Annotated in this window: 21 protein-coding genes and 2 pseudogenes; 5 read left to right on the forward strand and 18 right to left on the reverse strand. The window is 37.7% G+C overall.

Going from position 1 to position 23,767, the window contains the following annotated elements; translation table 11 throughout:
* Positions 1–15: 15 nt before the first annotated feature.
* Positions 16–633 (reverse strand): TetR/AcrR family transcriptional regulator, encoded by a 618-nt coding sequence (locus tag AC4CUY_RS13855; protein WP_336951487.1) that lies wholly within the window; start codon positions 631–633, stop codon positions 16–18.
* Positions 634–1,399: 766 nt separating this feature from the next.
* On the opposite strand from AC4CUY_RS13855, the gene otsB reads away from it, so the two are divergent.
* Positions 1,400–2,260: a trehalose-phosphatase gene (gene otsB / locus AC4CUY_RS13860; protein ID WP_490774279.1), complete on the forward strand. Its 861-nt coding sequence runs from the start codon at positions 1,400–1,402 to the stop codon at positions 2,258–2,260.
* Positions 2,253–3,689 (forward strand): alpha,alpha-trehalose-phosphate synthase (UDP-forming), encoded by a 1,437-nt coding sequence (locus tag AC4CUY_RS13865; RefSeq protein WP_336951491.1) that lies wholly within the window; start codon positions 2,253–2,255, stop codon positions 3,687–3,689. The genes otsB and AC4CUY_RS13865 overlap by 8 nt, the downstream gene beginning before the upstream one ends.
* Positions 3,690–3,775: 86 nt before the next feature.
* Here the strand turns inward: AC4CUY_RS13865 and AC4CUY_RS13870 are convergent, their stop codons facing one another.
* The 5 genes from AC4CUY_RS13870 to AC4CUY_RS13890 all read right to left on the reverse strand — a co-directional run bounded on the left by AC4CUY_RS13870 (position 3,776) and on the right by AC4CUY_RS13890 (position 8,402).
* On the reverse strand, positions 3,776–4,975 hold the full coding sequence (locus AC4CUY_RS13870; protein ID WP_336951493.1) for an MFS transporter: 1,200 nt from the start codon (positions 4,973–4,975) through the stop codon (positions 3,776–3,778).
* A gap of 398 nt (positions 4,976–5,373) precedes the next feature.
* Positions 5,374–6,033 (reverse strand): glycosyltransferase family 2 protein, encoded by a 660-nt coding sequence (locus AC4CUY_RS13875; protein WP_336951495.1) that lies wholly within the window; start codon positions 6,031–6,033, stop codon positions 5,374–5,376.
* Positions 6,030–6,629 (reverse strand): class I SAM-dependent methyltransferase, encoded by a 600-nt coding sequence (locus AC4CUY_RS13880; RefSeq protein WP_419330669.1) that lies wholly within the window; start codon positions 6,627–6,629, stop codon positions 6,030–6,032. The genes AC4CUY_RS13875 and AC4CUY_RS13880 overlap by 4 nt, the downstream gene beginning before the upstream one ends.
* Positions 6,622–7,398 carry a PIG-L deacetylase family protein gene (locus tag AC4CUY_RS13885; protein WP_419328609.1) on the reverse strand — a complete coding sequence of 259 codons (777 nt, stop codon included), beginning with the start codon at positions 7,396–7,398 and terminating at the stop codon, positions 6,622–6,624. Before AC4CUY_RS13885 ends, AC4CUY_RS13880 begins: the two co-directional genes overlap by 8 nt.
* Positions 7,386–8,402, reverse strand: a complete 1,017-nt coding sequence (locus AC4CUY_RS13890) for an acyl-CoA dehydrogenase (RefSeq protein WP_490774280.1) — start codon at positions 8,400–8,402, stop codon at positions 7,386–7,388. The genes AC4CUY_RS13885 and AC4CUY_RS13890 overlap by 13 nt, the downstream gene beginning before the upstream one ends.
* A 294-nt stretch (positions 8,403–8,696) precedes the next feature.
* Between AC4CUY_RS13890 and AC4CUY_RS13895 the strand changes: the two genes are divergently transcribed.
* Positions 8,697–8,921, forward strand: a complete 225-nt coding sequence (locus AC4CUY_RS13895) for a DUF2171 domain-containing protein (protein WP_490774669.1) — start codon at positions 8,697–8,699, stop codon at positions 8,919–8,921.
* A 674-nt stretch (positions 8,922–9,595) separates the two neighbouring features.
* On the opposite strand, the gene AC4CUY_RS13900 is transcribed toward AC4CUY_RS13895, so the two are convergent.
* The 4 genes from AC4CUY_RS13900 to AC4CUY_RS13915 all read right to left on the reverse strand — a co-directional run bounded on the left by AC4CUY_RS13900 (position 9,596) and on the right by AC4CUY_RS13915 (position 14,759).
* On the reverse strand, positions 9,596–11,551 hold the full coding sequence (locus tag AC4CUY_RS13900; protein WP_490774281.1) for an alkyl/aryl-sulfatase: 1,956 nt from the start codon (positions 11,549–11,551) through the stop codon (positions 9,596–9,598).
* Between the two features lie 151 nt (positions 11,552–11,702).
* Positions 11,703–12,320, reverse strand: a complete 618-nt coding sequence (locus tag AC4CUY_RS13905; protein WP_490774282.1) for a TetR/AcrR family transcriptional regulator — start codon at positions 12,318–12,320, stop codon at positions 11,703–11,705.
* A gap of 98 nt (positions 12,321–12,418) precedes the next feature.
* Positions 12,419–13,792 carry a hypothetical protein gene (locus AC4CUY_RS13910; RefSeq protein WP_490774283.1) on the reverse strand — a complete coding sequence of 458 codons (1,374 nt, stop codon included), beginning with the start codon at positions 13,790–13,792 and terminating at the stop codon, positions 12,419–12,421.
* A 514-nt stretch (positions 13,793–14,306) separates the two neighbouring features.
* Positions 14,307–14,759, reverse strand: a complete 453-nt coding sequence (locus AC4CUY_RS13915; protein WP_336951511.1) for a hypothetical protein — start codon at positions 14,757–14,759, stop codon at positions 14,307–14,309.
* Between the two features lie 127 nt (positions 14,760–14,886).
* Between AC4CUY_RS13915 and AC4CUY_RS13920 the strand changes: the two are divergent.
* Positions 14,887–15,803, forward strand: a pseudogene (locus AC4CUY_RS13920) (IS5 family transposase); the annotation flags it as partial.
* Positions 15,804–15,895: 92 nt separating this feature from the next.
* On the opposite strand, the gene AC4CUY_RS13925 reads toward AC4CUY_RS13920, so the two are convergent.
* Positions 15,896–16,291 (reverse strand): hypothetical protein, encoded by a 396-nt coding sequence (locus tag AC4CUY_RS13925; RefSeq protein ID WP_336951513.1) that lies wholly within the window; start codon positions 16,289–16,291, stop codon positions 15,896–15,898.
* Between the two features lie 175 nt (positions 16,292–16,466).
* Between AC4CUY_RS13925 and AC4CUY_RS13930 the strand changes: the two are divergent.
* Positions 16,467–17,384 (forward strand): annotated as a pseudogene (locus AC4CUY_RS13930) (IS5 family transposase); the annotation flags it as partial.
* 73 nt (positions 17,385–17,457) lie between these two features.
* Here the strand turns inward: AC4CUY_RS13930 and AC4CUY_RS13935 are convergent.
* The 7 genes from AC4CUY_RS13935 to AC4CUY_RS13965 form a co-directional block, all read right to left on the reverse strand.
* The gene (locus AC4CUY_RS13935; RefSeq protein ID WP_490774284.1) at positions 17,458–17,844 is read right to left on the reverse strand and encodes a carboxymuconolactone decarboxylase family protein; all 387 of its coding nucleotides are present in this window, start codon (positions 17,842–17,844) and stop codon (positions 17,458–17,460) included.
* Positions 17,845–17,865: 21 nt separating this feature from the next.
* Entirely contained in the window at positions 17,866–19,326 is a 1,461-nt protein-coding gene (locus AC4CUY_RS13940) for an NAD-dependent succinate-semialdehyde dehydrogenase (protein ID WP_490774285.1), read from the reverse strand.
* 75 nt (positions 19,327–19,401) lie between these two features.
* The gene (locus tag AC4CUY_RS13945) at positions 19,402–20,163 is read right to left on the reverse strand and encodes a 2-keto-4-pentenoate hydratase (protein WP_490774286.1); all 762 of its coding nucleotides are present in this window, start codon (positions 20,161–20,163) and stop codon (positions 19,402–19,404) included.
* Positions 20,145–21,758, reverse strand: a complete 1,614-nt coding sequence (locus tag AC4CUY_RS13950; protein ID WP_490774287.1) for a bifunctional 3-(3-hydroxy-phenyl)propionate/3-hydroxycinnamic acid hydroxylase — start codon at positions 21,756–21,758, stop codon at positions 20,145–20,147. The genes AC4CUY_RS13945 and AC4CUY_RS13950 overlap by 19 nt, the downstream gene beginning before the upstream one ends.
* A 33-nt stretch (positions 21,759–21,791) precedes the next feature.
* Complete coding sequence (locus AC4CUY_RS13955) at positions 21,792–22,631, reverse strand: alpha/beta fold hydrolase (protein ID WP_419820220.1); 840 nt, start codon at positions 22,629–22,631, stop codon at positions 21,792–21,794.
* A gap of 57 nt (positions 22,632–22,688) precedes the next feature.
* Complete coding sequence (locus tag AC4CUY_RS13960; RefSeq protein WP_336951524.1) at positions 22,689–23,291, reverse strand: amino acid synthesis family protein; 603 nt, start codon at positions 23,289–23,291, stop codon at positions 22,689–22,691.
* Positions 23,292–23,302: 11 nt separating this feature from the next.
* A complete protein-coding gene (locus AC4CUY_RS13965) occupies positions 23,303–23,755 on the reverse strand; it encodes a VOC family protein (RefSeq protein ID WP_336951526.1) in 453 nt (150 codons plus the stop codon).
* Between the last annotated feature and the right edge of the window lie 12 nt (positions 23,756–23,767).

The raw sequence follows: 23,767 nt of genomic DNA on the forward strand, positions 1-23,767 counted from the left end.
ATAAATATAGAAAGATCACTCATCATGACCTAGCATTTTTAAATATTGCATCGCAATTTGTCGCGAGAAATCTGTACTATCTTGCAGTTGATTGGCAATTGCTTCATCCGTTACCCCATGCACCCCCGAATAAATCAACAAAGCGGTTAATTTTGGCTGTTCTAAATGCCAAATGCCTGCTTTCTGACCACCCTTTAAGATATGCAGTAATTGTTCAACTATCATATTTTTTTCTTTATTTTGACGCTCATGATGATGTGCGCCAAAAACAATATCATGTATAGGATAACTGTTGAGATAGGTGTGAATATTTGCAGCGACCCAAACTTTAAATTGACTGACCCAATCTTCTGCATCACATTTTGCAACTGCTGTATCTAGAGCCTCAATAAAAAAATCGATATAACGTTTTTTTAATGCTTCAACAATATGCTGTTTTGATTCAAAATAATGATAGAACGTGCCTTTAGCCACACCCACGCTGGCGATAATTTCGCTAATCGTGGTTGCTTCCACCCCTTTTTCTAAAAAAAGCGTTTGTGCAGCATTCATCAGCTCATCAATTCGGACTTCTGCTGGCTTGGTTTGCCTTTTTGTCACCTGAGTAGAAGCGACTTGAGATTGTGATGACATACTTCTCTATTTTCTACACATAAGAATTTAATTATAAATGAGCCCTTCCCAATTCACAATTGAAGCCAAGCTCAGTTCTCTAATCACTTTAACATCATGAAGATATACAGACTACTGATTTTAGATTGAGCATATCTGACAGAATATCAAAGCCAGCTTAGACAGTTTTTGACTTCCTGAGGCGTTTATTCAATCTCTCTATAGAGTTGCTTCATAACTCATCATGTTGAGTGAATCATATAGGTACTGAAAGTTCCATCTCTCTTTGGGGGGACTAGGATCAGGGAGGAATTTAAAATTGTTCTATCGTTTTAAAAAATGACTTACAAAAGAAGTATAATATTCATTCACCTTAAAAAACTGGTTATTTCCGGATAATAACCAGATTGATAACTGCTAATCTAGCCGTATAAGCATCAAGAGCATAAAATAATCTGGCATCATCTTTAAACTATTTAAATGAGACAAACCAATTTAAATGAGATAAAAAATCTAAATCATTGAAAATTTCAGCTTAAAGTAATCCAATGTACAAATAAATAATTACAACTCAAATTAAAATAAATATTTACTAACATAAAGACAAACTCATTAATTCTATTCATATTTTACTTATAAATAACGATATCTTTAATATTTTGAAATAATTTAACAAAATATATATTTGTAATCTCTGTATGTTTTTTGTCTATATAACATAAATAATCACCTTAAAAGCAATAATTAAAGTAATAATAAATTAATTAAATTATTTAAAGGTAAAAGAATGAATGATTCTTTAGCATTAAAAAAAGCGAGGATTATTTCACCTAAAGCACTCATCCAAAATATACATCATGAGAAAAATGATCTAACGCATCCGAACTACAGTTTATTTTTAGATATTGATGGCACACTGGCTGATTTCACTTCAGATCCAAGCCAAACAACTTTGAATCAAAGAAATTTTAATATTATTCAAAAACTTGTCAACAATTCTATAATTATCAGTATTGTTACGGGTAGACCTATAGATCAAGCAAAAACCTTTTTCCCAAATCTAGCCTTAAATATTGCAGGAACCCATGGTCTGGAAATGCAATTAAAAAATATCGATACGCATATTTCTATGCCCCATACTCATTATAATCCAGAAGATTTAATTCAAATTAAACATGAGATTAATCAACTTTGCTTATCTCAACCCCATATTCGAATAGAACATAAACCTTATTCTATTGCGCTACATTATAGAGAACACCCTCAATATAAAAACCAAGCGTTGCATTTTTTAGAACAAGTGCAAGCGAAAAATTTAAATTTTAAAATTATTCAGGGTAAGTACGTATTTGAATTAATTCCTACACAGGCCAATAAAGGAAATGCAATTCACAGAATAATCCAACAATGTAAACTAGAAAATAGTATTGCATTATTTATTGGCGACGATTTTACTGATGAAGCAGGTTTTGAAGTCATTAATCAGGTTGGTGGTATCAGTATCAAGGTTGGTGCAGGCGATACCCAAGCTAGATTTAGATTAGAAAATACAATGGCTGTGACCGATTTTCTCGAATTATTTGCTCAACATATCCAACAAGAAAAGATTAAATCTTCGGTAAAACGCTTGGAGAATACTCATGTCTAGATTAATTGTTTTATCAAATCGTGTCAGCTTACCCGATCCCTCGAATAACTCAGCAGGTGGTCTAGCAGTGGCTGTGCAAGATGCACTACATGATATTGGTGGAATATGGTTGGGGTGGAATGGTCAACAAATTGACAATCATAAGTCGGTAAAGTTTGAACATATACAGCAAGATAATATTGAATTTATTACCTGCCCACTACAGCAGAGTCAATACCAACAATATTACTGTGGCTTTGCCAATAACACCTTATGGCCTGCTATGCATGAGCGTGCCGATTTAATTGAGTTTAAATCCGAAGAATATGCTTCATATCAACAAGTTAACCAATTTTTTGCCGAAAAGCTGTATGAGATTGCTCAACCTGATGATTTAATTTGGGTACATGACTATCATTTTTTCAGTATAGCGCATTATTGTCGAAAACTTGGAATGCGTAATCGTATCGGTTTTTTCTTACATATCCCATTTGCCAGTGCTTCAATATGGGAAAAATTACCGGAGGCTCGCACCTTACTGCAAGATTTAACTCAATATGATGTATTAGGCTTACAGACTCAATTAGACCAACAAAAATGTATGCAGCTTTGCCAAAATAGTTTGAAATTTAGCCGCGTACAAGATGATCTTTTGATTCAACCTGATCAACAAACCCGCATTAAATGCTACCCTATTGGTATTAATCCTGAAGTGATACAACAGGCAGCACAACGTCAGAATCAAACCATGAAATCGATATTCGATTTTGAAGATAATCCTTTGTATAAAACTATTATCGGTGTTGACCGTATTGATTACTCAAAAGGTTTACTTGAGCGTTTTGGAGCTTTTGAATGCTTTTTACAACAGCATCCTGAGTATCATCAGCATATTGTGGATTTACAGGTTGCGGGCCCATCTCGCATGGACATTACGACATATCAAGATTTTTATCTATCTTTCATGGACAAAATTAAGCAAATCAATCAAGACTACGCTACTGCTGACTGGACGCCCATTAACTGCACTCAGGACGTGGTAGAGCATGATGAATTAATGCAGATTTATCAGTATGCCGACATTTGCTGGGTTAGTTCGTTAAAAGATGGGATGAATTTAGTTGCCAAAGAATATATTGCAGCACAGGATCCTGATAACCCTGGGGTGTTGATTCTCTCTAAATATGCAGGTGCAGCAGAGCAAATGACCGAAGCGGTGCTGGTCGATCCAAATAATGAAAAGCAGATGGTTAAATCCCTTGAAACTGCTTTGTTTATGTCGAAAGAAGAACGTATTGAACGTTATCAACAACTGATGCTGGGCATCGAGCAGTTTGATATCAATGACTGGCGTAATGCATTTTTACATGACTTACAGCAACCCATAGATGAACCAATTTATATGCACAAGGCAGGGATTTCATCTCGGGCTTCAATATTTAAGGTCTAGTTTGCTCCTATTCACTTGAATGTGCTGCTTTCAATTTTAATCTGCCCAGCAAGGGTTACAGCAAATTGCTGTAACCCCGTGTGATTCTATTTTGCTTGTATCTGGGTGTATCTGTTGACGATGCCAATCATTGCCAACAGCAGTGCAATGATAATAAATACCGAGCCTAATCCAATCACTTCACTTAAAAAGCCTACCAGTGCAGGGCCAAGTAAAGCCCCACTATAAGCAATTGTTGAAACCAATGATAATGCAGCTGCTTTGGGAATTAAATTTTGCTCTCCTACCCGAGAAAACATCACTGGTACAATGTTAGAACTCCCCAAACCTAAACAGCAATATCCTAACAATACTACCGACCAGTGAGGAGCAAATACGATAATCATTAAGCCCAAAGCAGCCAAAATGGCGCCATACAATACTACCTGCTTGGCACCAAACCATCGTAACAAAGCACTGCCTGAAAACCGCCCTACTGTCATAGCGATTGCAAAAAAAGTATAGGCAAAACCAGCGTAAGTAGGATCTAAGTGGTATTGCTTTACCAGATATATCCCACTCCAGTCCATTGCTGCCCCTTCAGATAAAAAACTGATAAAACATACCAAACCGATCAGAAGTAAAGTGGGATGCATCAATTCTTTTAACTTTAATTTTTCTGGCTTATTTTCTACTACTGTGCCTTGCTCTATGTTCTCTATTCGAGTCAAACATAGCGGTATGGCAAAAAATGCAATGCTTAACAATATACAACTGATACTCAGTGCGGCAAGTAATGGTGTAACACCTAAAGCCAATAAGATGCTGACCAATGCCACACCCATTAAGCCCCCTAAACTACACATGCCGTGAAAACTGGACATTCTATTGCTTAGGCTATTTTTCTCAACAATGACTGCTTGCATATTAATAGCAACGCCCAAGCTTCCTACCATCGTGCCAAACACAAACAATAAAATGGCCATAGATAAAGCAGTATTGCATATACTTAGAAAGGGCAAAATACATAGCATAGCCAATAGCGTAAAACCAATAATTGACTTACACCCCAACTTTTGGATTAAAGCACCCGTGGCAGGCATAGATAAAAATGAGCCAATACCTGCGCAAAGCAGAAGTAAACCAAAATCTGCATGATTCAGATACAAGCGTTGCTGGGCAAATGGAATTAATGGCGCCCATGCTGCTGTCGCAAAACCCAAGCTAAAAAAACTAAGCTGAGTTGCTAAAATTTGACTATGGATGGGGTTCGTACGATCCCATACAGCTGTTTTAAAAATGAACATTTACGATGCCACTCACAAAAAATTTAGGCATTTCCTTACAAAACCACAATCCATAGAAAAACCCCTTGTCTTTTGCCATGTAAAACTGACAAATGAACAAGGGGTATTTGGCGAAATTATACTCAGATTTTAAATGCTGTCATTGTTTATTTTTGAGTTTTCTCTAGAAATTTGTAACATAGACAATGCAGTTCCCACTTAAATCTATATAACTAATATATATCGTTTTTTTATTTTTAGATTTAATTAACTTTATAGTAATTCGCAAACATGGGGTTGAATTATCCTATCTCCAGTTGCCAAAGCATAAACTATTTTAAATCTTATATTGAGTTGAACGCTTTACGTTTTATATCTTTATGATGACTGTTAAGAAAGATAGGTTCATCCATGATTATTTATAGCTCAGCATTTTCCAACCGACTGAGAAAATAAGATAAGCCCTCTGGCGCACGTGCATCCAAACGGCTACTTGTACTCACGCGTACTTGATTAGTCCAAGTAATTTGATATCCGTGTTGAATAAATTTTTGTACCAATCCAACATCTTCATGGCAGCAAATCGCTTCAAAACCACCCACTTGTAGATATACTTGCGCACTAAAGCTTAAATTAGCTCCATGAATATGCTGATGGTTCATACGATCTTTGTAATGGATCAAATAGTTTTGCTGAGCATTTAGGGACAAATGGCTAAAATCATCAAGCTGCACCACGCCGCAAATGACATCAGTGGGTTGATGCTGTATTTGAGCATATAACCAATCTAAATCTACACAACTGTCCGCATCTGTGCATGCAATCCAAGTCGCACCCTGCGCGATTAAATGCCGAATTCCTAAATCACGTGCTTGCCCTACGCATTGATAGCTACATGTAAGCCAACGTATATGATTGTTTTTTACGATATTTAAGGATTGATCATTACACTGATCTAATACCACTAAAACTTCAACTTGATGGTGCTTAATTTGTTCAATTGCTTTTTGAACAGCTTGCAAGCATGCCGATAAGTACTGTTCTTCATTATGGGCCGGAATAACGATACCTATTTTCAAATACTTCCCTCCTGTTGTGCCAGTGAAGAAGCGCCAACTGTCCAAAGATCGACGATAAAATCGGGATCACTCAGCGTTAAATAATGATGAAATGGCAATTGATTCCTCAAGCTTTCATGAACCCGTTGCGCATCTAGCTCAAAACCTTCTATCTCATGGCGCCAATGGCAGCACAGAATTTCTCCATGTGGCGTTAAACTATGCGTTAAATGATCAATTAATTGATGTAATTCTTGTGAGGTCAAATAATATGCAACCTCACTCATTACAATGAGATCAAAATGTCCAGAAGGATAAGCGTTGGGTATTCTTCTCTGTTCTACCTTAACATGTTTATAGCCGTGCAAACGTTTGGAAGCCAATTGAATAGCATTTTCGGAAGCATCTATTGATAAGACTCGATCAGCGCGCTGTGCCAAATGTTCGCTTAGATGGCCATTAGAACAACCTATTTCTAAAAGATTTATGTAGTGTGGTCGCGTCAATAACGCCAGACAAATTTGCTTTTTTCTAGCTTCATACCAACGGTGATCATACCCCCATGGATCCTCACTTTTTGAATACAATTCTTCAAATACATCGATATAGTCATTCACAGAGATAGACCTCATAAGGCATGAGCAGACGCTCAATGATTGATGGCGATAGAACAGCATTCTGTCCCGTACTCTCATCTGCTTGGGTTTGAGAATTGAACTGTAAAATGGCTTGACGTTTTTGGCTAATTTGCTCATCAGTCAAGCAATAAGCGTAGGCTTGATGCCATGGGATTCGGGGATCCTGAGGAATTGCCCAATGCCAAGCCCAGATCAGAACTTGCAAACAGGGCAATTGGTGTACTTTTGCGAATGACTGAACGGTCTTACCTACTGCTTCATGATCTGGATGACCATCGTATTTATAGGTGCAAATTAAAAAATCTTCTGGGTGAATGGTCTGATCTAATCCAGACCAAAGTTGATTGATTTGTAAATGAACTTGTCCATCAGTCAAATTCAATCCGATACGTTGGGTATGTTTAGCAATCGCTAAACACTCTAGGGCAGCCAAACTTTCTAGTGGACGCAATTGATTTAACTGTTCGGGTGTGTATTTTTTCGATTGTGGATGGCTCTGGGTACCATTTGTAACTGCCAATACAACAATGTTGCAATCTAATTGCATAAGCTGTTGCATTAAGCCAGCACAACCCAGTATCTCATCATCAGGATGCGGTGATATTATCACCACCCTTTTGGAACGAAATTGCTCAAGATCGAGTGGTGGCAACGGCTGTTTTTCAAATGCCTGTAACCATTGACTCTTTTGAGTGCCCTCACCCTGAATCATCCGATCTTCAACGAGAGGATGTCTTAAAGTTCCCATGACATATGCTCCTGTAAACATCGTTCAGCAATTTGCACATCATCAAATGCGGCATGGCTTTGCCGAATAAATACAGGTAGATCAGCCATTAATTGAGCAAAAACACCCTCTTCACAATATGGTCTTGCCCCTAAAGCTTTACCAGCCAAATCCATGACAGCTTGACAGCATTGCTCAGTTTGCGCACGCAAAATTCGAATCACACGTTCATGATTCTCATGAGGCTGTGTGTCTATAAGTTTGGCTGTATATTGAAAAAATGCTTTTGTCACTGCCAACTGCTGAGCCAGCTCACCCATATACATAGACTTAAATGAATTTGGACTATCTTGACAACTCAGTTGTAAAAAATGCATCAAACGTGCAGCAGCTCCATACCAACACGCTGCTATACCTGCTGCACCATGCCAGAAACCTGGACGTTGTAAATATTGATCAGGTTGCCCGATAAGCCGAATTAAGCAGTTGTGAAAATGAACTTTCGCTGTTTGGGTATGTTGCATACCCACTGCTTGCCACTGACTAAAATCTATAGAAATATTAGGCTGATCTAATTGAACCATGCACAACTGAGATTGACCTTGTTGATTCTTATAACTCATTAATGCTCGTTGTACAAAGGCAGCCCCAGAACACCATAACTTAGTTCCAGTACAATGGTTATTTGCCACCTGTAGAGGCGCTGGACCGCCTTCAGCAGCCCATACAGCCCATATCTCTGAAGAACGTATGTTTGTCGAATCGCCTAATTCGTACAAGATACTAAGTGCATCACAATGTGATTCAAATAGTTTTGCCAAACTTAGATCAATTCCCGCTATTTCAGCAAAACACTGCCAACGTGCATAGGTTTGCCCTTGTGCGGGAAAGGGTAAATTCTCAGATAAAAGGGTTAATTGGCGAAATACAGATATACGCTGCTGATTTTTATATTCGAAAGTTGCCGAATCAAAATCTGCTAATACCTGTTTCATGGACTTATTTATTTGGATTTGAAGATTCATTTTAATTTAGTTTTTCATAAGCTTTAAAATTTAATCTATCGTTTAAAATTAATATATTAAATTTAAGTTTTGTAAAAAAACAGGAAATTGCCAAACAACTCACATTAAGCAGATAAAATATCATTTCATTTTGTGACGTTGTTATTGAATAACGTGAGTTAAGTTATTTTAAAAGACTGTTCTGTAACTATTATTATAAATTAAAGAATAAATCCAAAATACACGGTAATCTAAATACTCTAAATCGTTTTATTTTTAATAAAGAAGAGGCTGAAATGACTACTTTCTTTCAATATTCAAGATATTAAAAAGCACGCGAATGTTATTGCATCTTGTGGCACACAAGTTGGAACAGTTGATCATCTCGAAGGCGATAGTCAGCTAAAATTAACTAGTGATGATGATCCGAATGGTCAACATCATTTAATTCCAACGTCTTGGATTAGTGATGTTAAGGGTGATCAAGTTATCCTGAATAAAAACTCAGAAGAAGTCCGTGATCAGTGGAAAGCTATATAAATAAACCTAGCGCAGTCATACTTATTTGGCTGCGCTTTAAGCTATTTGTAGATATTTACAAAGTGCAAGCTAATCGAACTCACCAACACCTACAACAGCGTAACAAGTGCATTATGTAAATATAGGCTCTCAAAAAGGAAAATCAACCCGTAGGTATTACAAAATAAGTTTCTTAATTATGCTGACTATATAAAAATATAAGGTTGATAAAATCAAGATTAAGCTCTTAAACTATCGAATATTGATACGATCAACATGACCTATATATTTACTCAATATATTAAAAAAATGACACAATCAAGTCATCTTTAATAAAATGTTATTTTTAATAAAAAATATTTCACAATATTTTATCTACCTTTTAGTTAAAAATATCGCTTAAAGCTATTATTTATGAGTAAATTAATATAAAAATAAACATTTTTTTAAACAAGTTGCCAATTAAAATTCCTCCCTAGAAAATACGCTATAAAATTCAAAAAATATTTAACAAAGTAGCAACAGGGTTAAAATCATTATAGTTTACTTTTAATTTTGAATACCGTTACAAGAAATGATTTCTTTTATTGCCTGCGATAAGAGTGGGAGAACTAAGTTGATAAGTTCCCCCATCTATATTTAGATCTACTGATTTAAGCTTATGGCTCTATTTATTTGAGCCTAGCCTTGTAACTTTAGCCATTTGGTCGAGTCACAATTGGGAAAATTGAATCTGGCCGTTTAAACATTGCAAAGAATTTTCCAATTTTCAGTGGATTGCCTTTGACTTTACTGTCTTTAGAAAGGAGGATTTTTACCCCTTCTATTTGACCTGTAATCATTTTTAGATATAAGGGTTTGGTTAAGGTTAATGTTGGGCAATCCGATGCCAAAGCGCTACTGTGATCATAACGCTTGAATTGCATGACTGAGTTTTCAACCCACAATGAAAAATTCTCTTTGGTATCCGATAAAACCAGATTGAGACACTGGTTTTCACTTTTTAAATTTTCTACATCTAAATTGGTTGCCATGGCTTCAAGAAATCTTTCTGTTGGCGTGTGAATCAATAAGTCACTTGGATCAGATGTATTTTGCAAAGGTAGATTATTTTGTAGCTCTTGGGCACCGACTAAAAAGAAATTACGCCAAGTTGAAGCCTCAGCAGCATAGCCCAATTGACGATAAGTATTTGCCAATAAGTTTTTCGCTTGTTGGTTTTGAGGGTTATTCAACACAATATGCTTTAAAATCTCAGCAGCCCATCTATAATCAGCTTGATCATAGGCATCTTGCGCATTTTTCAACGCTTTGCTCTCCCCACCTGCTAATTCAATATATTTTTTTGCAACAGCTTTAGGTGGCAATGGATCTAAATTGGAAGGATGGGCATCGAACCATCCCATATAATATTGGTATACCGCTTTTACATTATGCTTTAGGGTTCCATAATAGCCATGAGCATATAGTTTTTGATCAAGTGCCGCTGGAAGCTGAATTTTCTCAGCAATTTCAGCGCCATTTAAACCAGAGTTCATATATCTCACCGTCTGGTCATGGGTAAACTTATATACATCTCGCTGCGTTTTAATAAAATCTTGAATATTGTCATTGCCCCATACTGGCCAATGATGCTGTGCAATCAACACATCCGATGTTTTGGCATGTTGCATTGCCTGATCTAAATAACCCACCCATTTTAAGGCATCTCGTACTTTAGCACCTCGAAGGGTATAAAGATTATGCATGGTATGCGAAAGAATTTCCGCGCCATTATAAAGTTTGAGTGATGGGATAGAGAAGGTTAACTCGGCGGGCGCTTCTGAACCCGGCACGTTATAAAACACAAAATCTAGACCATCAACGGTCATTTTCTGTTCCGCCTGAGTAATCAGTTGTGTAGGCTCAAGGATTCCCATTTTCCCAACAGCAACTGCCTTACCTAAACCTGTATCTACCAGCCCTTGTGCATTCTTCGGTAGAAAAGTTCCATACATGTAACTGGCACGACGTAGCATGGCTGAACCTGCCATCACATTTTCACTGGTCGCTTCTTCCATAAAGCCTTGTGGCGCTATAATTGGCGTTTTTCTTGCGTTAATTTCTTCGGTAGAAATAACACCTAATGCCCCACCAAAATGATCGATATGGCTATGGGTAAAGATAATGGCTGAAATTTTTTGCTCACCTAAATGCTGTCTAGCAAATTTGAGTGCAGCTTCAGCTGTTTCTTTAGAAGTTAATGTATCCACAATAATCCAGCCAGTATCACCCTGTATAATAGTCATATTTGCCAAATCGAAACCACGAATTTGCCAAACTCGATCTGTAACTTTAAAAAGACCGACATTGTTGTTTAACTTTGCTTGTCGCCATAGACTCGGATTAACAGTATTTGGAGCTTGATCGTTTAAAAAATTAAACGCATCAAAATCCCAGATAACATTGCCTTTCTCACTTTTAATTTGACCCGTCGGCTTGGCAATAAAGCCTTTTTGCGCATAATTAAACTCAGTCATATCATCTAAATTATATTTATTCTTATAGGTATTATTTGACTCAATGACTGCTTTTTCTACCGCTGCATTTGCTGCAAAAACAGAAAATGGTAAAATAAACATCAATGAGACCGTCAAAAATTTAATTTTCATTGTCTTTCCTTTTAAAAACATCCATATTTTTGGGTTTTATGATTTGTGCATTATTTTCATCTGGCATTCAACCCTGTCTTATATCCCGCTATAAAATCCTCTTCCTTCTACAATTTGATTCATCCCCGCTTTCAATTGGTGATTTTATTGATCAATCATAACTTTGATTTACCTTGAATCGAATGCCACCTTCAATATAGTCTTTTAAGTATTTACCCAACAGTTTGTGATCTTTTACCTTGGTCGGCCAAAAGTGTTCAAGACCAATATCACTGACCACATTGAGTATCGTATTGAAGGTAAAAAGTACTTTTAATGCAATCGCGTCAGGTTCAGAATCTGGTAAAGCCAGTTGTAATAAAGAGACTGCTTTATCTGAAATAGGTACCAATGTCTTTACAACAATGATCCGCCCTTCGTCTCCTGCGCTAATCGTCTTAGAAAAGAATTTTATATAATGAATCCCATTTTCCTGTAAAAGAATCTTCACCATCGGTTTCATCAAGGCATCTACAACATCAGAAACTTGTACATGTTCAGATTGAATCGCATTTAAGAGCGCGAGGCTGTCTGTAACATAAGGTGTCATGACATGATCAAGCGCAGCTTCTACCAATCCCCATTTAGATTTGAAGTGGTAATATAAAGCTGATTTATTTGCTACTTTTGCAGTTTCATTAATTTTCTGTACAGACAAAGTTTCAATATTGTTCTGTGAAAAGAGAACAATCGCAGCCTCGATAAGCTTTTCTTTGGTTTGATTACTCATCACATTCCATAGAGAAAAATAAAAAGAGAGGTCTTTTTATATCAAAAATGATAAAAAATAAACCAGTCCAATCGACTGGCTTATTTTTGACAGATGAACTATGAACAACCTTTGGCTTCAAATTCCTCTTTAGAGCTGTAGTTCAAGTCTGGTAAATAATCACCCATGACTGTCTTTTCATCTCCCCAAACTTTGGTGTTCTGGATTGCTTGACTAAAGTTTGAATACGGTAATAAATTTCTCATGATCAGGAAACCAACATCGTTATGCCCTTTTTCCACCGCATCTGGACCAGTATACCCATCACCACGTGGACTTAAAGGCAAGTACGCAATTCCACATTCTTCTGTTGCATTCTTTGGTCGATCTTCTGGTAGAGATACAACGAGAGTATAAAAGCCATTTTTGTCTGTATGCTTTATTTGCTCATCATAGATACAAAAGTTAGTTGCTGTCGAGATCAGCTCATTGCTACAAATTGACCAATATCGAATATCACCTTTCCCTAAAGTGGTTTCGTTACCAGAAGTTGCTGCGATTTGTGGCAGTTTACCTTTCACCACAACCACCTTACCGAGCTTACGGCTAATCACAGAAAAGGTATATTCATTATCTGGTGTAGCCCATTGATTCAGCTTACGTTCAGTTTTAAATCCTTCACACTGAGCTAAGTTATATTTATAAATACAACTAATATTCGCAGGCCCGTTATAGGCGGTATACCATGTTGGGGTCAATTGCGCAGGGAAACCCGTGTAAGGCTGTTTATTATACAAACTTAAAATTAAGTTCAAAGGCGTTTGCACATTATCCAAAGCTTTTTCTTTCACTTTAAGGACCGTACAAACTTCTGCACCTGTTTTGATTTCACCATTGGCTAACTGCACTTTAAAGCGAGGAAAATTAACCCCTCCTTTCTCATTAAAGCCTTTATTCGGCACATAAACACGATAGATTAACGCCACTTCATTACTGTCTGTTTTAGGTGCATATAAAGTATTTTCTTGAGGCAATGCAGGTAGATCCCCCAAGACCAACTCAGCTTTAAATCCTCTTTCTTTATTTAAGCGGTTATTCCCCACAATAAAGGGATTGGTCACACCGTGATTGGGTTTAATATTGACATCTACCAAAGAGTTAACGCGTTCTCCTTTAGCTGTATAGCTAACCAGAGAAGTGTGACGGGCATAAGGATAATCACCATCGATAAAAACTTTTGCACCTTCTGGCACTATAAATTCACTCGACCAATAATTTACATTGGAGTCTGGAAGCGCATAATTCATAGGATTGGCACCACCGGTTCCATCCTTACTTGAAACCGCATTTTGCCACATACAATCTGTCAGTTCTGCTTTAGGCGGTTGGGTTAGATATTTCTCATCATCATTGTCGTTACAAGCACTTAAAGTGATTGAACCCATAACCGTCGTCAGCAGTATCCCTACTTTTAATTTATTCATTTTTTCCATAACTTACTTTTCCTTTACACCATGTACTTCGATCCTAGAACGATGGCGACTTCATTTTAATTTTAATTGATCATTTAAATGGATTGTTTTTTAATCCACTTAGATTAAATATAATAATCCACTTAGATTAATTTTCAAGCGTTTTTTTTTGATGGGAAAAAATAGTACTTCCCCATATCCTTTAGTCATTATTATGGTCTGGGATTCAACCTATTAAAAATAAGGATAACCAACATAAATACATGAATTATATTAATAAAATTATTATAATTCTCATTTTTCACATTTTAAGTTTATAGATGTATTTAACAAATATCTGCTACAGCATCGTTCCTTCCAGCAGTCTTGTTTTTGACAAACGAGTAGTCATTATACTCTGTTGAATTATGCTGCTTTGGTAATGATTCCGGATATAGCATTCCCTCAAGTTCAAGCGGAATTTTTTTGATATAAAATCCATTGCAACAAAGCCTTCAAGAAGGGGAAACTTTATTTTTATTCGAAGTCAACAAAGTCATACGCCTATCACAGTTATTCCATCTACTTTGTTTTCTAAAATTTTTTTTAAAAAATTAACAATTTGATCAATCATTTCAATAGCATAATTTTTATATAATTCAAAATTTTCAATAAAATTTAACTTACTTTCATTAAAAATTAAACGAATATCATCATTTTCATTTATTACTGTTTTAGAATCCAAATACATTCTATAAGCTTCTAATCTCCCAATTATCACTTCTACCTTTTTTGAATCAAGATAAATATCTCTCCAATGCGCCCATTTATCTTCGTCTTCAAAAAAGAACCTCTCGATTAAAGAAAAAGCAGTTTCGCCAATCACAATAGAATTTAAATAACTCCTATTATTTTCAATACTTGAAGGAATAATTTGCATACAAAGCCCTCCACACAAACCATCATTTTTTTTTACTTTAAAGTTAATATTTCTGATTTTCTTTGCCATTAGTTTTAGTATCCTCTTTTCCCAAATGAAACAATAATATTACCGGTGCACTATCTATACACTTATCTCCTTTAGGCTTTGTTGCACAAACCTATCTCTAAAGGCTTATTCAGTAATATAGCTTGCACCTAAAACCTATCGTACAACGAATTGGTCTTCTTATAACCAAGCTTTAATCAATCGTGGAAACATCATGATATGGTTTAATCCTAAAATTCAATCGTATGCCGAGTCAAAAGACAAACAAAGGAGAAATCAAATCTACTCAGATACAGCGATTCAGTGCTCTTTAATGATTAAATCTCTCTTTCGTTTATCTCTACGTATGCTCACTGGCTTCGTACAAAGTCTGATTAAACTTTGTGGTTTGAGTTTGACTGCGCCCCAGACTATACGACGATTTGTAGGCGACAAAATATCTTAATATTGCCATTGGCTCTCAAAAAAGCAGTGATGGACGTCACCTATTAGTTGATTCTACAGGTTTGAAATTTTTAGGCGAAGGAGGAATGGAAATGTAAGAAACATTAGCCTGAATATCGTAGACCATGGCGTAAATTACATATTGCAATGGATGCTAAAGCCTAAAAATACGCGCAGTTCAGATAACAACAAATAACGTGGTGATTCACAAGTGCTTAGCGACTTATTGAATCAGATCCCACAAGATGAACACACAGAGTCAGTGTATACCTATGGAGCATATGACACGAAATGGTGCCGACAGTTTATTTCAGATCGTCAAGCTCATGCAGTAATCCCACCCAGAAAAATGCTAAACCTTGGAAAGATACAAAGACTAGCTCGCTAGAACGCAATGAACTGCTTCGAACTGTTAAACATTTGGGCAGGACTAAATGGAAAAACTGGTCTGGCTATCATCGCCGGAGTTTGGTTGAAAGCAAGATGCATTGCGTCAAATTATTAGGGGATAAACTGACTGCAAGACATTTTCAAAGCCAGATCAATGAGATTCATGCACGTGTAGCTGTACTCAATAAATTCACGGATTTAGGAAGACCTGATACCCGAGTTGTATCTTAAATTTAGATAACTTAGGTGAACTTTAATTTTAAATCTTTGTGCAACAAAGCCCTGATCAATTATGATAAGAGCTATGATTAATTATAAAAAGATTAGTCCCATAAATGCTGATAATAAGTTGCAAATAAAGCTAAGCCCTTATCAATCTCAACTTCATATTCCGCTTTATAATCTTCGGCTAAGATCAATTCAAATGCATGGATCATTTCTGTTAAGTATTCCAACCAAATTTTATTTAACTGTGCTGCGCTAAAATTCTTAACATTATCATTATTTACAACCCATTCTGGTAAAGAATAATTTTGACCATCTGCTATTAACTTCCTATATGCTTGTAATATAGGAAGGACTTTCAATGCTATTTGTCTTTTAGGATCAGCATAGTATAATGTGGGGATAAATCCATACCCCCTTTTCCAATTATATAATCTATCTTTAAAAGACGACAAAAAATCAACCACCTTATTCAATAATGTTATTATAATCATGACCTTTCACAAAACCTCTAATTTGCACTTCATTATCAGTTACTCTGTACACAACTCTGCCAGCACCTCTTTTATTTCCTGTATAGGAATATCTATCGCTCTCCAACCTGTTAAATTACCACGGCTTTGTTGCACAAACCTATCTCTAAAGGCTTATTCAGTAATATAGCTTGCACCTAAAACCTATCGTACAACGAATTGGTCTTCTTATAACCAAGCTTTAATCAATCGTGGAAACATCATGATATGGTTTAATCCTAAAATTCAATCGTATGCCGAGTCAAAAGACAAACAAAGGAGAAATCAAATCTACTCAGATACAGCGATTCAGTGCTCTTTAATGATTAAATCTCTCTTTCGTTTATCTCTGCGTATGCTCACTGGCTTCATACAAAGTCTGATTAAACTTTGTGGTTTGAGTTTGACTGCGCCCCAGACTATACGACGATTTGTAGGCGACAAAATATCTTAATATTGCCATTGGCTCTCAAAAAAGCAGTGATGGACGTCACCTATTAGTTGATTCTACAGGTTTGAAATTTTTAGGCGAAGGAGGAATGGAAATGTAAGAAACATTAGCCTGAATATCGTAGACCATGGCGTAAATTACATATTGCAATGGATGCTAAAGCCTAAAAATACGCGCAGTTCAGATAACAACAAATAACGTGGTGATTCACAAGTGCTTAGCGACTTATTGAATCAGATCCCACAAGATGAACACACAGAGTCAGTGTATACCGATGGAGCATATGACACGAAATGGTGCCGACAGTTTATTTCAGATCGTCAAGCACATGCGGTGATTCCGCCAAGAAAAAATGCAAAACTATGGCGTGACAAAAAACTATGATCTTTAGAAAGAAATGAATTATTGAAAACAGTCAAACGTTTAGGAAGATCAATTTGGAAAAAGTGGTCTGGGTACCATCGAGGCAGTTTAGTCGAGGCCAAGATGCATTGCATCAAATTATTAGGCGATAAATTAACGGCAAGGAACTTTCCTAGTCAGGTGAATGAGATTCATGCACGCGTAGCCGTACTCAATAAATTTACAGAATTAGGCCGACCTCATACCCAAGTTGCATCCTAAATTTAAGTCCATTAGGGGAACTCTATCTCTCAGCTCTTTATGCAACAAAGCCGTTTATAGATCAAAATAAACACTAACCATTTTCTCTTTCATATTCTGCAATCGCTTCTTTCGCAATACGTAAACTATCCATACCAGCAGGCACTCCACAATAAATTGTGACTTGTAACAGGACTTCTCTGATTTTTTCTTTGGGAACTCCATTACGTAAAGCACCTTTCACATGTAGTTTCAGCTCATTTGGGCGGTTAAGTGCTGAAATCATAGCCAGATTAATCAGACTTCGTTCAGGCTTAGTCAATCCATCACGTCCCCAAACTGCACCCCAACAATACTCAGTGGCTAATTCTAGTAATGGCAAATTAAAATCATCAGCATTTTTCATAGATTGATTAACATATTCTTCGCCGAGTACTTGTTTACGGATCGCCAGTCCTTTTTCAAATATTTCATTACTCATTTGCTTGATCCTCATCATTAATCAGGTGCTTAATCCACCCAACAATACATATTTAATTTCCAAATAATCTTCTACTCCATATTTAGATCCTTCACGTCCTAATCCAGATTGCTTTATCCCACCAAACGGCGCCACTTCGTTGGACAATATTCCAGTATTTAGTGCCACCATGCCATATGCAAGAGCATCAGAAACACGCATTGCTCTAGCTAAATCACGCGTATAAAAATAAGATGCCAAACCAAACTCAGTATCGTTGGCATAGCCAATGACCTCGTCTTCAGTTTCAAACTTGAATATAGGTGCTAAAGGACCAAAAGTTTCTTCTTTAGCAACTTTCATTTCAGCAGTAACATCTTTGACAATAGTTGGTTCAAAGAACAGTTCTCCGCATGGATGGGGGTTTCCACCCAATACAATCTGGGCACCTTTACTTACTGCATCTTCGATATGTTCTGCCACTTTACGGATCGCCATACTGTCAATGACGGGTCCAAAATCTACGCCAGCATCCATTCCATTGCCGACTTTAAGCTGTTTTACCGCCACCGATAATTTTTCAATAAATGAATCATAGATCGCTGATTGCACATAAATACGATTGGCACATACACAAGTCTGTCCGGCATTACGAAATTTACTTGCAATCACACCTTTCACAGCAGCATCAAGATCAGCATCATTAAATACGATAAAAGGCGCATTCCCACCCAACTCCATCGATACCTTTTTCACTGTTGATGCACACTGTGCAATCAATTTTTTACCCACCTCAGTTGAACCCGTAAAACTAAACTTCTGCACACGCTCATCAGTAGTCAATACTTGACCAATTTCGCTAGAACTCCCTGTGATGACATTGAATACACCTGCTGGAATACCTGCGCGTTGTGCCAACTCTGCAATCGCAAAGGCAGATAATGGAGTTTGTGAGGCTGGACGGACAATGATGGTACAACCTGCCGCCAATGCAGGTGCAACTTTACGGGTAATCATGGCATTGGGAAAATTCCATGGAGTAATTGCAGCACAAACGCCGATGGGTTGTTTGTTGACTAAAATTTTCTGATCCGCGGCATTTGAGGGAATAATGTCGCCATAAATCCGTTTGGCTTCTTCTGCAAACCACTCTATATAAGCTGCGCCATATGCAATTTCACCCTTGGCTTCTGCGAAAGGTTTACCTTGTTCCAAGGTTAAAATATAGGCCAGATCATCCTGATGCTGCATGATTAAGTCAAACCATGAGCGTAAAATCAGACTTCGTTCTTTGGCACTCTTCTTACGCCATAAGGGTAATGCTTGCTCAGCTGCTGCAACTGCATCCAAAGCCTCTTGCTTCGCCATTTTTGGCACGCTGGTAATGATTTCACCCGTGGCAGGATTAGTTACATTGAAGGTTTGTTGAGAGTAAGCAGCTCGCCACTGCCCATTGATCAATGCTTGAGACTTTAATAAACCAACATCATTAAGCTGTGCCATTTTATTGTTTTCCTATTTTTAAAATCTTTTGCGAAACATCAAATGCTTCACATATTTAGCAATGTATTTGTCGATTTAAATTACTTGTAGTGAAAGGTTTTGACCAAGTACCTTAAATTGATATTCCCCCACTTTTAAATCCATGGGCCGAATGATTGAACCTGTTAAAATCACATCATCTGCTTGCAAACTTTTAGCCTGCTCCATGACAGTCCGTACCAACCATAGATAATTACGAATTGGCTGATCTTGTGGCTGTGTTGTCACTGTTACATCTATATTGCTATGCTCAATGAGTCGGTGGATATCTAAATCCTCTATAGATATCTCCACCTCATTGCCAAGTAGATAAAATTGCGCTGCCGCATTATCGACCAAAAATTGATCTAGATTAAAATGCCAGTTTTGCCAGCGTGTATCTGCAATTTCAATTGCTGGACGAATTTTTCCTACTTTCGCCAACAATTCAGCATCGGTTAAATCCCTGCTCAAAATGGCTTCTTTTAAAGTAAAGGCCAACTCAACTTCCAGTTTAGGTTGGTACAATTGGCTAAGCTCAATACAACTGCCATTTGCCAATTGCATATCTATACAAAGATGTCCATAAACAGGATGTTGTAAAGCATATTTTGCTTGAGCAGGTGCACCCGAAAGTGCCACTTTCCAACCCGAGAGTTTACTGTCTGTTTCTTGACAATATTGTTCAATCAGTTCAGCCTGACTGAGATAAGCTTGATCGTGTTCAATAAAGTCAAACTCATTGGCATCCAGTACATGTCGCGCAATACGAGCATCTAATAAGCGATGTTGTAATTCGGTTAGTTGATCAACTGACATGCCAATTTCTCCAATGTTTCTTCAAGCTTTTCCAAAGCACATGTGGCTGCAATAAAACGGTCAGGACGTACAATCACCACCTCATCACGGGCAAGATCAAACCAGTCTTCTAGTTTACGCTCCACATCCTCTACACAAATCACCTGCTCAGAAGCATTTAAAGGTTGCTTACGATTTAGACCACTTTTAGCGCGATTGATCTGAATAAAACGAGTTTCCCGACTTTGCCAAAATTCACGAGTCTGCTCGGATAAATGCTGAAGTGGGTCTTTTCGGAATGCAATTACGGCATACCATTGACCAAGAATCTCATCAAATTTCACCTTGTTGGCTTGAAGATCTTCGACGTAAGGCTGAATAAATATTTTTCCAACAACATCACTTTCTTTAATGTGAGGACGTGGATGATAGACCAACCCCTTATGAATAAAGGGTTTAGGTTTAAATTTAAATTCAACTAAATGGCTGCGTAAGGCATCGACATTATTAAAAGCTTGAAATAGCCAATCGCGCACTCCAGCCATCAGTGGATTGGTCAAACCCAATACCATGCCCATATTGTCAGCTAAGGCGACTAATTCTGTAGCATGCGTACGACGCTCATCATCATAGCTGTCCATAATTTTTTCTGAAGCATAACCTTTTAATATTGCAGCCAATTTCCATGCAACATTCCCAACATCACGAATACCTGAATTTAGACCTTGCCCCGCCCAAGGTGGAGTAATATGTGCCGCATCTCCAATCAAGATGATCCGTCCATCAATAAATCGGTTGGCAACCCGTGAATTATGGGTATAGGCACGAATTCGAATGATTTCCAGTTCATCAACGCTATCACCAATATGGTTACGGATCAGTTGGCGAATGCTATCTTCCTTACACATGCTTTCTTCATCCTCACCATCAAACAACATAAACTCCCAACGGCGTTGCTGATAAGGTAAATATATACAAACAAATGGACGGTTTGGGTCAGCATGTAAAGCTGTATACGGCGCATCTAGAGAATCATGTGCAGTATCCACAACAATCCATTTATGTGGATGAGTTAAGCCTTCAAGCTGAATCCCAGCGTTCTTACGTACACAAGAACGCCCACCATCTGCACCAATGATATATTTGGCTGTGATTTGGTACGTTTTCCCATCAGGATCTTTGACTTCAACCGTTGCCAACTCATTGCTCTGAGTGATATCAAGCATTTCATGCCCAGAACGTAATTCAATCTGCGAATAATTTTGCAACATTTCCCGCATGGATTTTTCTAAAAGTTGTTGCATAAAGATATTACGCATCGGCCAACCATAGTCGGCAACAGATGGTTTTACTTCAGCAAAACAAATTCCACGCGCATTGTAATAACGCAATGGCACATTGTGGATCATGTCTTTCACAACTTCATCAGCCACACCAATGGTTTGCAAGACACGCAATGCCTCATCATCCATTCCCACTGCACGAGGGTATGGCAAAATATCAAGATTTTTTTCTAGAACAATGGCTTGAACCCCATACATTCCCATATAGTGTGCCAATGCAATTCCATTTGGGCCACCACCTACAATCACAACTTGTGTGTGTTCTTGCTTCATGCCTATTGCTCCCTTCCTTGTTACTTTCCTATGTCACTCAACAAACTGATTTAAAAAATCCTGTACAGTCTGATTAAACTGCTCACTTTGATCATCATGGACATAATGTGATGCATCCGCAATTTCCACAGTTTTCACATCATTTTTTTTGATCTTGATGTGTTTGAGCATTTCAGTGGTTAAAAAATCTGACAAACCACCTTTTATAAATAGCGTAGGACAAATCAAACTTTCAACCGCAGGCCACAGATCTATCGATGGAAAACTCAAACGCGCTTTAGCAATACCTTCTTGATCATGTCGCCAATAAATCTGCCCATTTTTTTCCACCAAGGTATGTTTCAAACGCGATTGAATACCTTGCTCATCAATCAATGGGCGAAGCTTTTGCCAAAATGCTGTGGCCTCATCCCATGAAGCAAAGGACAAAGGTGTGGTTTGCATTTCATGTCGAATACGCAATGCGCCATCACCTTGGATTGATGAACCTGGCCCAATATCCTCAACAATCAATGCTCGGACCTGTTCAGGATGTAAACGGGTAAATTCAAGTGCATTGGCTCCGCCTAAAGAGTGACCTAATAAGATAACTTCACTTACCCTTAATTCAGCAATCAGATCTTCAAGATCATGCACATAATATTCAGTTTGATAACTTGAATATTCCGCCCATTCACTTTGTCCACGACCACGCTGATCTAATGCGACTACATAAAAATGCTCTGCAAGCAGTGGTGCAAGCATGTGCCATGTTGCAGCATAGGAACGTAGTCCATGCAGCATGATTATGACGGGTTGCTCCGGATCGCCCCAACTTAAATAATGTAGTCCAAGGCCACTGCGGTTTTTAAAAAAATGGCTCCCTATGCGCATGATGTCCTATCCTTGTATTTATCTGCGATGCTTAAAATTGAGTGCGTTATCGCTAACTTAATTCAAACCATCCTGACCTTTAATTTCAGAAGCCTTTAAACCACCTAAACGGGCATGTAAGCGTCCACGGGTTGCAAAAGCCCAAATCACGATAATTTCATCACTATTCGGTGCATCATTAAACGATAAAGAAAAGGTGTCATAGTGTGAACGTACATAAAGCGCATCTTTGTGAGCTAGAGGAACATCAATAATCGTCCCGGCAACGCCACGTTTACCTGTAGAGGGTACCCATGATTTACCGCCTCCAATCGCTTCACGTACAGGGTTCGCTGCTGGATTGGTGAGAAATGCGTTGCCATGTTCATATTCACTATTCATTCCTACCAAAATGGCTTTGCCATAACTTTCAATAACACGTCCTTGAGCCAAAGCCTGTATACGGCGACCAAACTCACTCCCCAGTTCAGGTGATTTTTCAATCAGCGCATTGAGATCTTGCTGAAACTGACCAGCAAATGGATTATGGATCGCAACAGCAACCGCATATTTATAAATTGGCTCACCATCTGCCAACACACCGCTTTCATTAGCAAGTGTTTCCTCTACAAAGCTGTACCATTTACGAATATGGTAATGTTCAAAATTTGCTTTTTTCATATCAGAACCATTTAAAAAATAGGTTTAATTTCAATAGGATTACTTGGCGCACCTGTATCATGAAAAGCTTTAATTGCCTCGCTATCGTCATGAATCGTTTCTAAAAAAAATTCTAGACGATTACCATCAGGGTCATTGAAATATAGGCCATTGCCTACGGTATGATCTGTGGTTTTGACCACTTCTACGCCTTTTTGAATCAGCATGCCATGCAATTTTTGCAGGGTTTCAAATGTTCCCTCAATTTCCAAACCATAGTGCTGCAAGCCAAGCCCACCTTGCTGTGCATCAGGTGCGGCTTTGATCAGAGCAATATCATGATGTTTCACACCAAAACTCATCATGATCCATGCAGGGCCTCGTGCATGTTCTACCATCCCCAAAACATCGGTATACCATTGAGCAGACAGCTCGGGATCTCTGACGAAGAGTGAAAGATGGGTACGCAATATTTTAACTTTCATCTTTTTCCTCGC

It is taken from the genome of Acinetobacter sp. 778_lipA, from assembly GCF_058242985.1.

Bases quoted from the DNA above. Each gene is read 5' to 3' on its own strand.
- AC4CUY_RS13855 (WP_336951487.1), bottom strand. From the start codon at position 633: ATGTCATCACAATCTCAAGTCGCTTCTACTCAGGTGACAAAAAGGCAA.
- otsB (WP_490774279.1), top strand. From the start codon at position 1,400: ATGAATGATTCTTTAGCATTAAAAAAAGCGAGGATTATTTCACCTAAA.
- AC4CUY_RS13865 (WP_336951491.1), top strand. From the start codon at position 2,253: ATGTCTAGATTAATTGTTTTATCAAATCGTGTCAGCTTACCCGATCCC.
- AC4CUY_RS13870 (WP_336951493.1), bottom strand. From the start codon at position 4,975: ATGTTCATTTTTAAAACAGCTGTATGGGATCGTACGAACCCCATCCAT.
- AC4CUY_RS13885 (WP_419328609.1), bottom strand. From the start codon at position 7,398: ATGGGAACTTTAAGACATCCTCTCGTTGAAGATCGGATGATTCAGGGT.
- AC4CUY_RS13890 (WP_490774280.1), bottom strand. From the start codon at position 8,402: ATGAATCTTCAAATCCAAATAAATAAGTCCATGAAACAGGTATTAGCA.
- AC4CUY_RS13900 (WP_490774281.1), bottom strand. From the start codon at position 11,551: ATGAAAATTAAATTTTTGACGGTCTCATTGATGTTTATTTTACCATTT.
- AC4CUY_RS13905 (WP_490774282.1), bottom strand. From the start codon at position 12,320: ATGAGTAATCAAACCAAAGAAAAGCTTATCGAGGCTGCGATTGTTCTC.
- AC4CUY_RS13910 (WP_490774283.1), bottom strand. From the start codon at position 13,792: ATGGAAAAAATGAATAAATTAAAAGTAGGGATACTGCTGACGACGGTT.
- AC4CUY_RS13915 (WP_336951511.1), bottom strand. From the start codon at position 14,759: ATGGCAAAGAAAATCAGAAATATTAACTTTAAAGTAAAAAAAAATGAT.
- AC4CUY_RS13925 (WP_336951513.1), bottom strand. From the start codon at position 16,291: ATGATTATAATAACATTATTGAATAAGGTGGTTGATTTTTTGTCGTCT.
- AC4CUY_RS13935 (WP_490774284.1), bottom strand. From the start codon at position 17,844: ATGAGTAATGAAATATTTGAAAAAGGACTGGCGATCCGTAAACAAGTA.
- AC4CUY_RS13940 (WP_490774285.1), bottom strand. From the start codon at position 19,326: ATGGCACAGCTTAATGATGTTGGTTTATTAAAGTCTCAAGCATTGATC.
- AC4CUY_RS13945 (WP_490774286.1), bottom strand. From the start codon at position 20,163: ATGTCAGTTGATCAACTAACCGAATTACAACATCGCTTATTAGATGCT.
- AC4CUY_RS13950 (WP_490774287.1), bottom strand. From the start codon at position 21,758: ATGAAGCAAGAACACACACAAGTTGTGATTGTAGGTGGTGGCCCAAAT.
- AC4CUY_RS13955 (WP_419820220.1), bottom strand. From the start codon at position 22,631: ATGCGCATAGGGAGCCATTTTTTTAAAAACCGCAGTGGCCTTGGACTA.
- AC4CUY_RS13960 (WP_336951524.1), bottom strand. From the start codon at position 23,291: ATGAAAAAAGCAAATTTTGAACATTACCATATTCGTAAATGGTACAGC.
- AC4CUY_RS13965 (WP_336951526.1), bottom strand. From the start codon at position 23,755: ATGAAAGTTAAAATATTGCGTACCCATCTTTCACTCTTCGTCAGAGAT.